Origin of the sequence: Marinomonas aquimarina (genome assembly GCF_900089755.1) — a bacterium.
Lineage (GTDB): Bacteria > Pseudomonadota > Gammaproteobacteria > Pseudomonadales > Marinomonadaceae > Marinomonas > Marinomonas aquimarina.
This window is the reverse complement of sequence record NZ_FLOC01000017.1, coordinates 33985-48807: the sequence shown is the minus strand read 5'-3', so window position 1 is coordinate 48807 and position 14823 is coordinate 33985. Positions and strand designations below refer to the sequence as shown.

Here is a 14823-nt window from a genome sequence, read left to right as displayed (position 1 = left end):
ATGATTAGTGGAACAACGGTGCTTGACCTGAGTTGCTGTCATCCGCAACTGAGTGGTGCTCGGAATAGAGCATCATGGCTGACAAACGCACATATTCAACCAATTCGGTTAGGTCGTTATCATTATCGTTGTTGTCTTCCAGATCGGCCATCTCCGCTTGCATCGCTGAGATATTAGCGAAGTCTTGCAGTACTTGTTTGGCATCGTCCGACAAATTGGGTTTGTGACCCGACAAGCCATAGCCTGCTAAAAAGCCATGGGCCCATTGCGATAGTGTCGTACCACGTTCACTGAGCGGCGACTCGTCGTCACTGATGCAAGGTACTAGGGCGTATTCGCCGTTTTGGAACAGGGCGATGGTTGCTTGGTGCAGCTCTACAATCGCAGCTCGGCTAGCGTCTTCTTTCCAGCCTTCGATATCGCAAAACTCCGCCACCATGGTTAACCAGTCTTCCAGTGGTAAACCCACGCCAGAGGCTAGGTAACCACACAATTGACCGTGCAGTTCAGCCGGTGACGCGGAAATGGATTCAGTGACAAATACGTCGGCGATCAGATCGAAATCCAGCGCGTCGAGTAACATTTCAGTGGACATGCAAAGCAACCTTTATCTTCAACAAAAAACAAAGCCGTACCAAAGGCACGGCTCGCTATCACTTATATGAGGATCACCTAGGGTGACTTCAAGTTTAACCTAAGTGTTTCAAACCCGCTTCAAGGGTTTGTAAGATCAGCGTGTTGATCGTCATCGGGCCAACACCGCCTGGTACCGGTGTGACGGCACTAGCGCGCTCGTACAAAGGCGCCAATTCGATATCACCGATGCCACCTGGATGGTAACCTGCGTCCACCACCACGGCACCGTCTTTGATCCAATTGGCTTTGATCAACTCAGGTTTGCCGACTGCACCGACGATGATGTCAGCTTGTTTTACTAGCTCAGGTAGGTTCTGTGTACGCGAGTGACACATGGTCACGGTAGCGTTGGCATTCAATAGCATCATCGCCATTGGCTTACCAAGAATTGGGCTACGTCCTACTACCACCGCATGTTTGCCTTCCAGAGGGATGTCGTATGCTTCTAGCAAACGCATCACACCCGCAGGCGTTGCCGCACCGTAAGCAGGCTCTTTCATGGCCATGCGACCAAAGCCTAGACAGGTCACACCATCAACGTCTTTGTGCGCGGCAATGGCATCGAAGCAGGCACGCTCGTTGATCTGTGCTGGCACAGGGTGTTGTAACAAAATACCGTGAACATCAGGATTTGCGTTAAGTTCGTCGATCTTCGCAAGCAATTCGTCAGTCGTGGTGGTTTCTGGTAGCTCAATCGCAAGAGAGTCCATTCCGACACGGCGGCAAGCATTGCCTTTCATTTTTACGTAAGTCGCAGAAGCTGGGTCCGCGCCTACTAGAATTGTAGCCAGAATCGGGGTACCGCCGGTACGTTCTTTTAGTTCAGCAACTTGTTTTGCTAAACGCTCGTCGGTCTCTATCGCGCATTGTTTGCCGTCAAGAACCAGTGCAGCCATGAATGAACTCCTGCAAAAATATTCGGTGGTTGAGTGAGGGACGGCGATTATATCCTATTATCGGAAGAATGCCGCCCCCATGTATGCAAATAGCCGCTATTTATTCTTTCAATTCCTTGCAATAGGCTCGATATGGTCTACCAAAAGCTGCAAATTACGCTGTCCACGGAACTCATTGATGTCTAATTTGTAGACCAATTTCGCTTGTTGTGCAGTATTTGGCCAAACCGACAGGTCGCAAAAGAAATGGATGCCATCGACTAACAGACCGGTTTTCGGGTCGCGCAGCGTCAGTTTAAGATGTTTTTCCCCGACAATACGCTGCTGCAGCAATTCAAACTCACCGTCAAAACAGGGCTCTGGAAACGCCTGCCCCCAAGGCCCCGCCACACGCAATTGCTCAGCAAATTCCAAGCTGAAATCTTCTGCTGCTAATTCCCCATCGGTATAAATCGTGGCTTCTAACTGCTCCGGCGTGACCCACTCTTCGATGATGGCATCAAACGCCTTAGCAAACTCATCATAATGCTGCGCTTTAATCGACATCCCTGCCGCCATGGCATGACCACCAAATTTGGTCAGGATATGTGGATAGCGTTTTGCCAACAGATCCAGTGCATCACGAATGTGCACCCCAGGAATGGAACGGGCCGAGCCCTTCAAGGTGTCGTCATCGGCTTTGGCAAAGGCGATCACCGGACGATGGCACTTTTCTTTCATACGCGATGCCAAGATACCAATCACCCCTTGGTGCCAATCTTCGCGATAGAAACACATGCCATAGGGTAAGTCGGTGCCCGCGTCTAACTCGGCTAACGAACGCTCCGCCTGTTGCTTCATATCCGACTCAATAGCCTTACGCTCGCGGTTAAACTGGTCCAGTTGCTCGGCATAAGAGCGCGCCAACATCGCTTGTTCACTGAGCAGACACTCAATACCAATGGACATATCGTCTAGGCGCCCAGCAGCGTTAAGCCTCGGCCCAACTACAAAGCCGAGATCGGTGGCTTTGACACGGCTCGGATCACGACCGCCGATTTCCAACAACGCGAGAATCCCAGGACGGGCTCTACCCGCTTGGATGCGCGCCAAGCCTTGCTGTACCAAGATGCGGTTATTGGCATCCAAAGGCACCACATCGGCCACGGTACCGAGCGCCACAATATCCAAATAGTCAGACATATTAGGACGGGGAATATGCGCTTTTTCAAACCATTGACGCTCAGTCAGCAGTGCTCGCAGCGCCGACATGACATAGAAGATCACCCCAACACCGGCGAGTGCTTTACTGGGGAAGTCACATAGTGGGTGACTTGGGTTCACAATGGCATCGGCCTGAGGCAAACTATCCCCTGGTAAGTGGTGATCGGTGACGATCACCTTCATACCGGCGGCCTTGGCGGCGGCCACCCCATCAATGCTGGCAATGCCGTTATCCACTGTGACCAGCACATCGGCTTCCAGCTCTTGCACCAACTCAACGATTTCAGGGGTCAGACCATAGCCGTATTCAAAACGGTTGGGCACGATATATTGCGGTGCAATCGCCCCCATCGCCGTGAGCGCCAGAATCCCCAAGGTGGTCGAGGTGGCGCCGTCGGCATCAAAGTCGCCAACAATCACAATGCGCTGCTCTTGTTCAATCGCATCGGCCAGAATGGAAGCGGCCTTTTGAATATCAAAAAACTGTTTTGGGTGCTCAAGACTGGTCAATTTGTATTCCAGCTCCTGCGGCCCAGTGACCCCACGGGCACGATAAATGCGTGCTAGAGTCTGCGGAAATTGCGGCGGGAAGTAATTGGCTGAGTCAGTATCTATGGAGCGGGTAATAATGCGCATGCAGACTTCTTCTGTATTAGAGTCATTTAAATTAACAATTAAAAAACAAAGGTTAACATTTCCACACATCCCAATCGGGCGGCTAGGCGTATTGTGAATAACGCTAACATTTAAAATGTTTTAGACAACTGTCATAAGGATTATGAGGATGAATCTCACAATTAAAACCCGATTGGTTTTATTAGGAACTTGCTTAGCCTTTATACCAACCCTGATTGTGGGCTTTATTCTAAGCACCAATGCCTTGAAAGAAGGCTCTGATTCGCTCCGTGATAGTGCCCAATCACGACTGACCGCTATTTCGGACCTGACTTCAGAGTCCATCACAAACTATTTTAGTTTCATTCGCGATCAAGCCACGAGCTTTGCCAGTGATGTCTCTGTGATCGAAGCCAGTCGTGCTTTTTCACAGGCCTTTAGCAATTACCCTGAGCAATTCTAGGGCGCCCCGTCCGCCAGCAAGCAAGGGTTGGCAAACTACTACCAGCAAGATTTTGAACAGCAATATAAAAGTCTTAACCAAAATCAATCAGCCAACCCACAGACGTTATTAAACCAACTTAACCCAACCGCAGTGTTACTGCAGTCGGTTTACATCTCAGATAACCATGCGCCACTGGGCGAGAAAGACACACTGATCAGCGCCGATAATGGCTCAGATTATGATGCGGTGCATCAGCGTTACCATCCGATGATGCGCAACTTCCAGCAAACGTTTGGTTACTACGATGTTTTTTTGCCGATGCTAAAACGGGCCATATTATCTACAGCGTCTTTAAGGAGTTAGACTTTGCCACCTCGTTGCTCAGTGGTCCCTATGCTAACACGGGCATTGGCGCTTCGTTTAAAGCGGCGCAACAAGGGGCCGAAAAAGGCCAAGCGTATTTGACCGATTTTGCTCCCTACGGCCCGTCTTACAATGCTCCCGCCTCCTTTATTTCGTCCCCTATTTACGACGGCAATGAGATGATCGCTGTGTTGATTTTCCAAATGCCGGTAGACCGTATTAATGATGTGGTGAACTACAAGCAATCTTGGGAGAAAAATGGCCTTGGCCAAACTGGCCAAACCTATTTAATTGGCGCTGACAAACAGCTGCGCAGCAATGTTCGTCAAATGTACCAGGACAAACAGGCCTACCTGACGCAACTCAGTGAGCTAGGCGTTGATCGTTCTACCCTACAAAACATAGATGTCCGCAATACCACCATAGGTCAAAAAAGCATTTCCAGCGCAGCCGTGGACGCTTCCCTAAATGGCCAATCCGGCAGCATTATTGAAGACAACTATTTGGGCACCAAGGTGGTGGCCTCTTACCAGCCTATTTCTGTTCTTGGAATACGCTGGGGGTTAATCTCCGAGATCAGTGAGGCGGAAGCATTAGCGCCCATTGAAGCGCTTGCCAGTAAAATTCAACGCAATATTTGGATTGCGGCCATTACTGCTCTGATCGTGGGGGCTCTATTAGGCTACTTGTTTGCCGTCTACATGACCCGCCCCATCAAACACATGATCCACATGGTGAATGATCTGTCGAATGGAGAAGGCGACCTTACCCAACGCTTACCAGAGAAAGGCAATGACGAACTGGCACAACTAAGTCATGGCATTAACCATTTTATCGCGCAAATTGATAGCACCTTATCTGAGGCTCTCAAATCCGTTGTGCGACTGATCCCCATTTCTGAAGATACCGCAGGGGTGATCAATCAATTAAACGATGCCAATGAAACCCAACGCCAGCAAGCCGAGCATATGCGCGGCCTATTAACGTTGACGAACGAAGCGTCCGAAGCCGTCTCTTTGGAACTCGCCGAAGTCGACCAATCCACACAGACCGGGGTGTCGACTGTGATGAGCAGCCGCGAACAAATTCGCAGCGTGGCCGATACCATTAGCATCATGTCGAAAGACATCACTGCGGCCATTAGCGCTTTAGACACGCTTAAGGACGACACGCAAAAAATCACTGGCATCATCGATGTCATTAACGGCATCGATGAGCAGACCAACTTGCTGGCCCTCAATGCTGCGATTGAAGCGGCCCGTGCTGGGGAGGCCGGACGCGGCTTTGCCGTGGTGGCTGACGAAGTGCGTACTCTGGCATCAAGGACCAGTGAATCGACCAGTGAAGTGGCGGCGATGGTCTCCGCTATCCAAAACAGTACCTCAAGCGTGTCACAACTGATGGAGAGCAGTGGCCATAGTGCCGAGCGTTCTGTGACTCAAGTAGAGAGCAGCGTCAACACTTTGGACAGCGCAGATGAGGCCATGGGACAGATCGCTGCGCGCGTTCAAGGCATCGGCCAGTCTATCGAAAGCCAGCAAAGCACCTTTGTTCAGGTCACTGAGAGCTACAGCAAAATGAATGCGAGTTTTGAAGAAGTTCGCGAGCACAGTTATGCCTCGGCGAAAGTCGGTAACGATGTGATGAAACTGGGCCGTAAAATCACTGGCCAGATTGAGCGCTTCAAAGTCTCCGCCGACGACATTTCCATGGCACGACGCGATACGCTTCGAGAAGACTAACGCAAGGCCCGCCTTCCCCTCCCCCTCTTACCACGGGCCTCTATTTTTCAAGAGAAAAACAGAGGCCGTAACGCTACGCAAGAATGCGTTACATTAGCGTTTCTAGTTTGCACGCTTGATGAATTTACTGCGCTAGCAGTGCGTTTTTACGTCGTTTCTGAAACAAGCTCAGTTATTATCCACGCCCACTAACTATCCCATTTCATAAATATTAAAAAGGTTGGTTTTATGAGCAATCAAGCCACGACTGCCACGCCAGTGGGCCAAGGTGTCGGTGTATCCGGTCAACGCTTCGCGTTGGTGGCACTGACATCATTATTCTTCATGTGGGGCTTTATCACCTCGCTGAACGATATTTTGATCCCTCACCTAAAATCGGTATTCTCGCTAAACTACACACAAGCGATGCTAATCCAATTCTGTTTCTTTGGCGCTTACTTCTTAGTCTCCGTGCCAGCGGGCAACTTGGTGAAAAAAGTAGGTTTCCAACGCGGCCTAGGGATAGGCCTGATGATCGCAGCCGCAGGCTGTTTACTGTTCATCGGAGCGGCGAAAGCGCAGACTTACTGGATTTTCCTGACCGCACTGTTTGTTTTGGCGTCTGGTATCACCATTCTGCAAGTGGCGGCGAACCCGCTGGTCACCATCATGGGCCCCGAAGACACCGCGTCTAGCCGTCTGACCATGACGCAAGCCTTCAACTCCTTGGGCACCACAGTCGCACCGATCATCGGCAGTATCTTGATCTTCTCTGCGGCAGCCGAGTTTGCCACTAAAACTCAAGAAGCAGAAAGTGTGATCGTTCCTTACTTCGGTCTCGCTATTGCCTTGGTTGTGTTGGCGCTGATTTTCACTCGCATCTCTCTGCCGACCCCGAACCTTGAGGAAGAGTCCCCAGCAAGCAACGCGCAAAGCCGCCTGATGGAGTTCCGCCATCTAGTATTAGGCGCTGTGGCGATCTTTATGTATGTCGGGGCGGAAGTGTCGATTGGTAGTTTCCTAGTAAACTACTTCGGCTTAGAAAACATCGCCGGCATGCCTGAGTCTGAAGCAGCCCACTACATTGCCTACTACTGGGGCGGCGCTATGGTGGGCCGTTTTGCCGGTGCCGTTCTGATGCAGAAAATCGCCGCTGGCAAACTGTTGGCGTTCAACAGCATTGCCTCCGCTGTATTGATTGCGATTTCGATCAGCAACGAAGGCGCTCTGGCCATGTACGCTATCTTGCTAGTGGGTCTGTGTAACTCGATCATGTTCCCAACCATCTTTAGTCTGGCGCTAAAAGGCCTAGGCGTGAACACTAGCCGTGGCTCCGGTTTGCTATGTCTAGCGATTGTCGGGGGTGCGATTGTGCCCGTCATGCAAGGCGGTCTAGCTGACAGCATCGGCCTACAGGTTTCCTTTATCTTGCCGTTGCTATGTTACCTATACATTGCTTACTACGGTTTGATCGGTTCGAAAGTTCGCGCTTAATCCGTCACGAACAGGCTCACAAAAAAGCCCTTTCAGGTGATCCTGAAAGGGCTTTTTTATGTCTGCAAGGTTTCGCTCAAGGTGATTCTTTTTGCGCGATGACCACCTTATTGCGGCCATTGTCTTTGGCTTCGTAAAGGGCTTTATCTGCTCGCCCTAAAGCACGAATCACGCTCTCGCCGACTTTGGCTTCGGTCACACCAATACTGATGGTGGTCGAAATGTTGGCTCCCAACGACGTCGTCAGCACGGCGCTTGCGATGCCACGGCGTAGCAACTCGGCAACGTCCTTCATACTGGCGGGGTGCTCTAATACCACCATAAACTCTTCCCCGCCCCAACGGGAAATTAAACAAGAATACTTGCTCAACAACCCCTCTAGGCTATAGGCCACCCGTTGCAGATACTCATCGCCATACTCGTGTCCGAATTCATCATTGATGCGCTTGAAGTGATCCACATCCATTAACAGCACCGCAGGAGCATCCCATGCCTGTTGCTCCAATTGCTGTTCCATACCTCGTCGGTTTAGCAATCCCGTCAAAGGATCAGTGGTGGCGGCTAACTCTAGCTTGGCTGACAATTCTTGTAACGACTGATTAAAGCGCGAAGAGATGTACTCGTAAATGGTCGACAAGAAGGCGATCAAAATAAAGGAATAGATAATGCGTGACTTTAAATCAGGGTGATAGTCCAAATCATTAAACGGCGAGTCCATGTAGAACAGAATCAATGCCAGCGCGCAGATAAATAAAAAGACTTCCAGCAGGCCGCGCTTCAGGCCGTGCAAAAACAGCGAGACGGGTGGGATACAATAAATCCACACATGCCCCGTACCATTGACCCCGCCGCTGTACACCAAATACAGCATCAGCGCATAGAGGGGGTATAAAATGACGTTGGCAGAGAACAGGTAATTTCGGGTGCTGCGCAGATACAGATGGTTGAGGGTGTAAATGGTGGCAATGGTTAATAAACTGCTGCCGACCAACAGATTGCCCTTGAACAGAGACAACACTCCTAATGGCGCGGTAAACAGCACCCCAACTAAGCAAAATAGATTGATGATAAAAGCTCTGCGCGAGCGGTTGGTGAACGAATGGTTAATGGCACCCGCGTTCAATGTCATTGAACACCATCGTTTCCATTTTTGATGCCATGACGATGCTTTGTTCTCAGGCATGCTTAGCAAGACTCATGTGTTAATCGATAAGTATGACAATAGCCTAAAACTTAACCAACTGAATAGTAAAGTTTTATTATTTTGCTGGGTATAAACGTGACAATAAAACCGGCACAGCGGTTTCCACTTTTAAAATGCGATCCCCCAAATGCACGGATTGCATGCCGGCAGCCGTCCACTTCTCCATCTCAAACTCATTCCAACCGCCTTCGGGGCCAATGGCCAATATCGACGCTTGGTCTAAGTCAACAGGACAGGCTTGTGCCTGATAAGGATGCGCTACCAGCCCTAAACGGTTCTCTAACAGTGGCGGCAATACGTCTTCAACAAAGGGGCGGAAGCGAGTGTGTTGATAGACGGTTGGCAGTACCGTATCACGGGCTTGTTCAAGACCTTCAATCAGGTACTCATGAATCGAAGCCTCGGTTAACACTGGGCTCTGCCAGTAGCTTTTTTCCACTTTGGCCGAGTTTAGTAAATGCACTGTTTTGACGCCCATAGCGGTGATGTTCATCAAGGTTCGTTTGAGCATATTGGGCCGTGGCAAAGCCAATACCAATGCCATCGGCAGTGCTTTAGGCGGGGCAATGGTTAGCTGACCTAGGCTGACTTGCCAGTGCTCAGTATCCAACACCCCATCGCCAATCAAACCGTCCACTAAGCCAACTCGCAGGGTATCTCCGTGTTTTTTTTTCAGCACCTTGGTGATGTGCTCTTGTTGACGCGCATTGAGTTGATAAAGGGTTTCAGACAAGGCCTGTTCAGGGGCCAGCAAGATCAGGTTCATAGAGGCGATAAACCATATAAAAAAGGGAGGGAGGACGGGTAAGCAGGGCTGCCTGCTTACCCGAATCAAGCTTAGATGTGGTTCGCCACAAAGCCTTGAACGGCTGACAGATCATTGTCGATCACTTCGTACGCTTCATCGCGTTCGAACAAATCTTTCATATGCTCTGGCAAGCTTGGTGATTCACAGCCCGCTTTTTCCACTGCTTCAGGGAATTTCACTGGGTGTGCAGTCGCCAACGTGATCATTGGCACAGACTTGTCTTTCCAACACTTGCGTGCGGCTTCCAAACCGATTGCAGTATGCGGATCAAGCAAGTACTGAGTTGCATTGAAGACTTCCGAAATCACTTCACAAGTACGCGTGTCATCCACTTTGTAGCTGTCGAAGTTGTCTTTCACAAACGACCAAGCGTCATCGTTTAGCGTCACATCACCCGCATTGAAGCGTGCCATCAGGTCGGCAATCGCGGCGCTGTCACGACCGTGTGCATCAAACAGTAGACGTTCGAAGTTACTCGATACCATGATGTCCATACTTGGTGATAGCGTTACGTTTAGGGCCTGGCGGCTCATGTCGTTGGTCGCAATGGTACGGTGTAGGATATCGTTCTGGTTCGTCGCCACGACTAGCTGGTCAATTGGCAAGCCCATTTGCTTCGCCAAGTAACCGGCAAAGATGTCACCAAAGTTACCAGTTGGTACAGAGAAAGACACTTTACGGTGTGGACCACCTACTGCTAGCGCAGAAGAGAAGTAGTAAACGATCTGCGCCATGATACGCGCCCAGTTGATCGAGTTTACCGCACCTAATTTCGCACCTTTCAGGAAGCTTTGATCAGCGAAGCTCGCTTTAACCATGCCCTGACAGTCGTCGAAGTTACCTTTCACCGCGATGTTGAACACGTTGTCATCGATCACAGTCGTCATCTGACGACGTTGTACTTCTGATACACGCTGGTACGGGTGTAGGATAAAGATGTCTAGGTGATCTGAGTGGCGGCAACCTTCGATCGCCGCAGAACCTGTGTCACCAGAGGTCGCCCCTAGGATGACCAGCTTCTCGCCACGTTGACCTAGAACGTAGTCCATTAGGCGACCTAGCAATTGCAATGCAAAGTCTTTAAACGCCAACGTTGGGCCACGGAACAATTCCAATACCCATTCGTTGTTATCCGTTTGCACCATAGGCGCCACGGCAGAGTGGTCGAAGCTTGCATAAGCTTCTTCAATCATGCGTTTGAATTCTTCTGCTGGAATTTCGCCTTCTACGAATGGCCACATGACTTTGAAGGCCAGCTCTTGGTAGCTCAAAGACGCCCAAGAAGCGATTTCTTCTTGTGAGAAGGTTGGCAGTTGCTCTGGTACGTACAGACCACCATCGCTTGCCAAACCGGCCAATAGCACATCGCCAAAACTCAATGCTGGTGCTTGGCCACGAGTCGAAATGTATTTCATTACCTTGTCCTCTTACGCCAGATTTTCAACACGGATACGTTGTACCGAACCCGCCACATCTGGCAACGCTTCGATCTCTGCGATGGCAGCGTTCATGTTGCGTTCTTTGACATCGTGAGTCATGACAACTAGTGGTACTAGGTCAGTGCCTTCACGTTGAATAACAGACTCAATGCTGATGCCGTTCTTCGATAGAATTTGCGTGATGTTCGCCAAGACACCGGCACGATCTTGAATCTTCATGTTCAAGAAGAAACCACACTCAACGTCTTCGATCGACAACACGTTTTCGTTCGACAGCTGCTCAGGTTGGAACGCCAAATGCGGCACACGGTTGGTTGGATCCGCGGTTAGCGTACGCGCTACATCCATGATATCAGCCACAACAGAAGAACCCGTTGGCATCGCGCCTGCGCCAGCACCGTAGGTCAACGTTGGGCCCACTGCATCACCTTTCACCATCACCGCGTTCATCACGCCGTTAACGTTTGATAGCAAGGCTTTGTGAGAAATCAAGGTTGGGTGAACACGTAGCTCAACACCTTCAGCAGTACGACGAGCGATACCTAGGTGCTTGATTGAGTAGCCCATTTCTTTGGCAAAAGACACGTCTTCCGCCGTGATGCGGCTGATGCCTTCGGTGTAGGTTTTTTCAAACTGTAGCGGAATGCCGTAGGCAATCGACGCTAGGATGGTTAGCTTGTGCGCCGCATCAATGCCTTCCACGTCAAACGTTGGATCGGCTTCTGCGTAGCCCAGTGCTTGTGCTTCTTTTAGTACATCTTCAAACGCACGGCCCTTCTCACTCATTTCAGTCATGATGAAGTTGCCAGTACCATTGATGATACCTGCAAGCCATTCGATTTGGTTCGCCGATAGGCCTTCACGTAGCGTCTTGATGATTGGAATACCACCTGCTACGGCGGCTTCAAACGCTACCATCACGCCTTTTTCTTGTGCCTTAGCAAAGATTTCGTTGCCATGTACTGCAATCAAAGCTTTGTTAGCAGTCACAACGTGTTTGCCGTTTTCAATGGCGGTCAGAACCAACTCCAGCGCTACCGATGTACCGCCGATTAGCTCGACAACGATATCCACTTCTGGGTTGTTCGCCACATCAAAAATATCACTCGTGGTGTTAATGTCAGTGGTGTCACAGGTAGGGTTAACTTGACGTGCTGCAATTTGCTCAACAACAATGCTGCGGCCAACGCGTCGTGTAATTTCTTCTGCGTTGTTACGCAGGATGTTAAACGTACCGGAACCTACTGTTCCAAGACCACAAATTCCGACTTTTACCGGTTTCAAAACGATACCCCACAACTGACGGTTTTAATAATTTTGTTCGCGCTAAATAGAGAGCGATTTAGGTGTCCAAGGATTATACCGTCAGTAGCGCATAAACCCAACGTCGAAAAGCCTGAACTACGCCATAGTTTGGTAGATTATTTGCTGAAATAACTAAAGCTCGAGTTCTTTTGCCAACTCTTTCGCCGGTAGGTAACCAGGAATAAACTTACCGTTGTCTAAAATGATGCTTGGTGTGCCACGTACTCCTACGGCATTCCCCAAACGGTATTGGTTCGCCACTGGGTTAGTGCATTTATTGTCCGGTACGTCTTTACCTAATTTTGCTGCCGTCATCCACTTTTTCGGATCGTCCGAGCACCAGATATTGACCATTTCATTGTACGCTTCGGACCCTACGCCCGCGCGTGGATAAGCCAAGTAACGCACGGTGACGCCCAGCTCATTGAGCTCTTCAATGTCTTTGTGCAACATGCGGCAGTAGCCACAGCTAATATCGGTGAACACAGAGATATGCGCTTTCTCATTGGCTGCCTTGAACACCACCATTTCCGATTCTGGAATCTGTTCAATTTTTGCCAGCTTCTTCTGCTCCGTTTCGTTCACCAAGTTCTGACCATCGACCTGATACAAATCGCCCGCAACAAAATACTTACCGTCTGCAGTGACATGCAAAATCGGACCGTTATTCAGAGTGACCACATACAAGCCGCTGCCTTGATGCGCTTCCATGGATTCAATTGAGTATTGTGGCAAGGCCTTTGCCATGGCAGCACGGACTTCTTGTTCACCCGCTTGCACCTGCGTCATCCCTAATAGCGTCAACGCCACTGCGGACACTGTTTTGACTAAATATCCCATACCCACCTCTGTTCTCTTTGATTGCTGCATTAGGCCATCATACCCTGACGAAGTTCCATAAAAAAAGGCGACCGAAGTCGCCTTTTTTTACTACGAAGAGATTAGCGCTTAGCCAATTTCTCTTTGATACGTGCAGATTTACCTGAACGCTCACGTAGGAAGTAGATTTTCGCTTGACGTACGTCACCGCGACGTTTCACTTCAATGCTATCAACTAGAGGGCTGTAAGTTTGGAATGCACGCTCAACGCCTACACCACTAGAGATTTTACGTACAGTGAAAGCAGAGTTTAGGCCACGGTTGCGTTTTGCAATTACAACACCTTCGTAAGCCTGTAGACGCTCACGAGTACCTTCTTTAACTTTTACCTGAACAACAACAGTATCACCAGGGCCGAAGGCTGGGATCTCTTTTGTCATTTGTTCTGATTCAATTTGTTGAATCAGTTTAGTTTTATTGCTCATGGATGTGACTCCTAATGAATATGGTTTCTTATCAGCGCGAAGGTTTAACGTTCTGACAAGCTCGTGATTCTTACTCTGCCGAGGTTGAAACTTCAGTTTCACGAATAAACTCTTTTAACAACTTCTGCTGTTCCTTGTCCAACTCAAGGTCTTGCAAAAGGTCTGGCCGGCGTTGCCAAGTTCTTCCGAGCTTTTGCTTTAAGCGCCAGCGCCGTATCGCCTCATGGTTGCCACTAAGTAGTACAGGTGGTACAGGTTCACCTTCAAGTACCTCGGGGCGAGTGTAATGCGGGCAATCAAGTAACCCATCAGCAAACGAATCTTCGTCGGCTGAGGCTTGTTTACCAAGCACTCCCGGCACCATGCGAAAGACTGAGTCCATCAGCACCATGGCCGGCAACTCTCCACCACTTAGGACAAAGTCGCCAATCGACCATTCTTCATCAACCTGAGATTGAATCAAACGCTCATCAACGCCTTCATAACGGCCTGCTACCAGAATAAATTCTGCTTGTTTAGCAAGCTGTTGCACGCCTTCCTGTGTGAGCGTGCGCCCCTGAGGGGATAGATAAATAACTTTTGCATTGGGAACCCATTGTCTGGCGCTCTCAATTGCATCTTTTAGGGGCTGAACTTTCATCAGCATCCCAGGGCCACCACCATAAGGACGGTCATCGACCGTTTTGTGCTTATCGTACGCAAAGGCGCGAGGATTAAAAAAATCCACTTCGACAATGCCAGATTTGACGGCTCTGCCCGTTACACCATGTTGGGTAATGGCTTGAAACATCTCTGGAAACAGCGTCACAACACCGATTCGCACGCTAGGCCTCGTTCGATCTTAGAAGTCTGGATCCCAGTCCACGACCATTTCTTGTTTGTCTAAATCAATGTTTAGAACAAACTGGTCTGGCACGTAGGGAATCAAACGTTCTTCACGATCGTAACTGCCTTCACAACCTCGTACTACCAGCACATCGTTTGCACCGGTTTCCATCAGTTGCGAGACTTTACCTAGAAGAACACCCTCTTTGGTAGTCACCTTTAGACCCACCAGCTGTGACCAGTAAAATTCACCGTCCTCAAGCTTAGGTAGATCTTTTGCATCAATATAGATATCGCAACCACAGATCTCTTTGACAAGATCACGATCGTTATAGCCTTTAATTGCTGCCACCAATCCGCGCCCTTGGGTGCGACCTTGGCTTAGTTCTACGACTTTCCACCCACTAGGGGTTTTCAGCCACCAATGCTTGTAATCAAAGATTCCAGTCATTGGCTCGGTATGGGAGTACAACTTAACCCACCCTTTAACACCATAAACTGATGTAATGCGTCCCACTACAAGCGCCTGCTCAGGAGCTTTCGCCTGTTTTAACGTAGACATAGC

General features: G+C 49.6%; 15 protein-coding genes. 4 read left to right on the top strand and 11 right to left on the bottom strand.

Translation table 11 applies throughout. The features are described from left to right. Positions 1-4 precede the first annotated feature (4 nt). From MAQ5080_RS13755 to recJ, 3 genes are all read right to left on the bottom strand, one after another. Positions 5-595 (bottom strand): UPF0149 family protein, encoded by a 591-nt coding sequence (locus MAQ5080_RS13755; protein WP_067212035.1) that lies wholly within the window; start codon positions 593-595, stop codon positions 5-7. Positions 596-689: 94 nt separating this feature from the next. Then, entirely contained in the window at positions 690-1532 is an 843-nt protein-coding gene (folD, locus tag MAQ5080_RS13750; protein ID WP_067212039.1) for a bifunctional methylenetetrahydrofolate dehydrogenase/methenyltetrahydrofolate cyclohydrolase FolD, read from the bottom strand. A gap of 108 nt (positions 1533-1640) precedes the next feature. After that, positions 1641-3371 (bottom strand): single-stranded-DNA-specific exonuclease RecJ, encoded by a 1731-nt coding sequence (recJ, locus tag MAQ5080_RS13745; protein WP_067212043.1) that lies wholly within the window; start codon positions 3369-3371, stop codon positions 1641-1643. 148 nt (positions 3372-3519) lie between these two features. On the opposite strand from recJ, the gene MAQ5080_RS13740 reads away from it, so the two are divergent. From MAQ5080_RS13740 to MAQ5080_RS13725, 4 genes are all read left to right on the top strand, one after another. After that, the gene (locus MAQ5080_RS13740) at positions 3520-3813 is read left to right on the top strand and encodes a hypothetical protein (protein WP_067212046.1); all 294 of its coding nucleotides are present in this window, start codon (positions 3520-3522) and stop codon (positions 3811-3813) included. A 27-nt stretch (positions 3814-3840) separates the two neighbouring features. Continuing rightward, complete coding sequence (locus tag MAQ5080_RS13735) at positions 3841-4158, top strand: hypothetical protein (RefSeq protein ID WP_067212049.1); 318 nt, start codon at positions 3841-3843, stop codon at positions 4156-4158. Between the two features lie 14 nt (positions 4159-4172). Then, entirely contained in the window at positions 4173-5900 is a 1728-nt protein-coding gene (locus MAQ5080_RS13730; protein ID WP_067212053.1) for a methyl-accepting chemotaxis protein, read from the top strand. 228 nt (positions 5901-6128) lie between these two features. Further along, the gene (locus tag MAQ5080_RS13725) at positions 6129-7373 is read left to right on the top strand and encodes a sugar MFS transporter (RefSeq protein WP_067212056.1); all 1245 of its coding nucleotides are present in this window, start codon (positions 6129-6131) and stop codon (positions 7371-7373) included. A gap of 76 nt (positions 7374-7449) precedes the next feature. Here the strand turns inward: MAQ5080_RS13725 and MAQ5080_RS13720 are convergent, their stop codons facing one another. The 8 genes from MAQ5080_RS13720 to rimM all read right to left on the bottom strand — a co-directional run bounded on the left by MAQ5080_RS13720 (position 7450) and on the right by rimM (position 14820). Continuing rightward, positions 7450-8502: a GGDEF domain-containing protein gene (locus MAQ5080_RS13720; protein ID WP_197464636.1), complete on the bottom strand. Its 1053-nt coding sequence runs from the start codon at positions 8500-8502 to the stop codon at positions 7450-7452. Positions 8503-8632: 130 nt separating this feature from the next. Next, positions 8633-9343, bottom strand: a complete 711-nt coding sequence (locus MAQ5080_RS13715) for a 16S rRNA (uracil(1498)-N(3))-methyltransferase (RefSeq protein ID WP_067212058.1) — start codon at positions 9341-9343, stop codon at positions 8633-8635. A gap of 71 nt (positions 9344-9414) precedes the next feature. Beyond that, on the bottom strand, positions 9415-10800 hold the full coding sequence (thrC, locus tag MAQ5080_RS13710; protein ID WP_067212061.1) for a threonine synthase: 1386 nt from the start codon (positions 10798-10800) through the stop codon (positions 9415-9417). 12 nt (positions 10801-10812) lie between these two features. After that, positions 10813-12108, bottom strand: coding sequence for a homoserine dehydrogenase (locus MAQ5080_RS13705; RefSeq protein ID WP_067212064.1), 1296 nt, complete (start codon positions 12106-12108; stop codon positions 10813-10815). A gap of 153 nt (positions 12109-12261) precedes the next feature. Beyond that, positions 12262-12969: a thioredoxin fold domain-containing protein gene (locus MAQ5080_RS13700; RefSeq protein ID WP_067212139.1), complete on the bottom strand. Its 708-nt coding sequence runs from the start codon at positions 12967-12969 to the stop codon at positions 12262-12264. Between the two features lie 101 nt (positions 12970-13070). Continuing rightward, positions 13071-13433, bottom strand: coding sequence for a 50S ribosomal protein L19 (gene rplS, locus MAQ5080_RS13695; RefSeq protein WP_067212069.1), 363 nt, complete (start codon positions 13431-13433; stop codon positions 13071-13073). A 70-nt stretch (positions 13434-13503) separates the two neighbouring features. Then, entirely contained in the window at positions 13504-14256 is a 753-nt protein-coding gene (gene trmD, locus MAQ5080_RS13690; protein ID WP_067212072.1) for a tRNA (guanosine(37)-N1)-methyltransferase TrmD, read from the bottom strand. Between the two features lie 18 nt (positions 14257-14274). Then, on the bottom strand, positions 14275-14820 hold the full coding sequence (gene rimM, locus MAQ5080_RS13685) for a ribosome maturation factor RimM (protein ID WP_067212075.1): 546 nt from the start codon (positions 14818-14820) through the stop codon (positions 14275-14277). Positions 14821-14823: the final 3 nt, after the last annotated feature.

Excerpts from the sequence above, each read along its gene's own strand:
- MAQ5080_RS13700 (WP_067212139.1), bottom strand. The coding sequence starts at position 12,969 with ATGGGATATTTAGTCAAAACAGTGTCCGCAGTGGCGTTGACGCTATTA.
- MAQ5080_RS13720 (WP_197464636.1), bottom strand. The coding sequence starts at position 8,502 with ATGACATTGAACGCGGGTGCCATTAACCATTCGTTCACCAACCGCTCG.
- rplS (WP_067212069.1), bottom strand. The coding sequence starts at position 13,433 with ATGAGCAATAAAACTAAACTGATTCAACAAATTGAATCAGAACAAATG.
- recJ (WP_067212043.1), bottom strand. The coding sequence starts at position 3,371 with ATGCGCATTATTACCCGCTCCATAGATACTGACTCAGCCAATTACTTC.
- rimM (WP_067212075.1), bottom strand. The coding sequence starts at position 14,820 with ATGTCTACGTTAAAACAGGCGAAAGCTCCTGAGCAGGCGCTTGTAGTG.
- MAQ5080_RS13755 (WP_067212035.1), bottom strand. The coding sequence starts at position 595 with ATGTCCACTGAAATGTTACTCGACGCGCTGGATTTCGATCTGATCGCC.
- MAQ5080_RS13740 (WP_067212046.1), top strand. The coding sequence starts at position 3,520 with ATGAATCTCACAATTAAAACCCGATTGGTTTTATTAGGAACTTGCTTA.
- MAQ5080_RS13725 (WP_067212056.1), top strand. The coding sequence starts at position 6,129 with ATGAGCAATCAAGCCACGACTGCCACGCCAGTGGGCCAAGGTGTCGGT.
- thrC (WP_067212061.1), bottom strand. The coding sequence starts at position 10,800 with ATGAAATACATTTCGACTCGTGGCCAAGCACCAGCATTGAGTTTTGGC.
- MAQ5080_RS13715 (WP_067212058.1), bottom strand. The coding sequence starts at position 9,343 with ATGAACCTGATCTTGCTGGCCCCTGAACAGGCCTTGTCTGAAACCCTT.
- folD (WP_067212039.1), bottom strand. The coding sequence starts at position 1,532 with ATGGCTGCACTGGTTCTTGACGGCAAACAATGCGCGATAGAGACCGAC.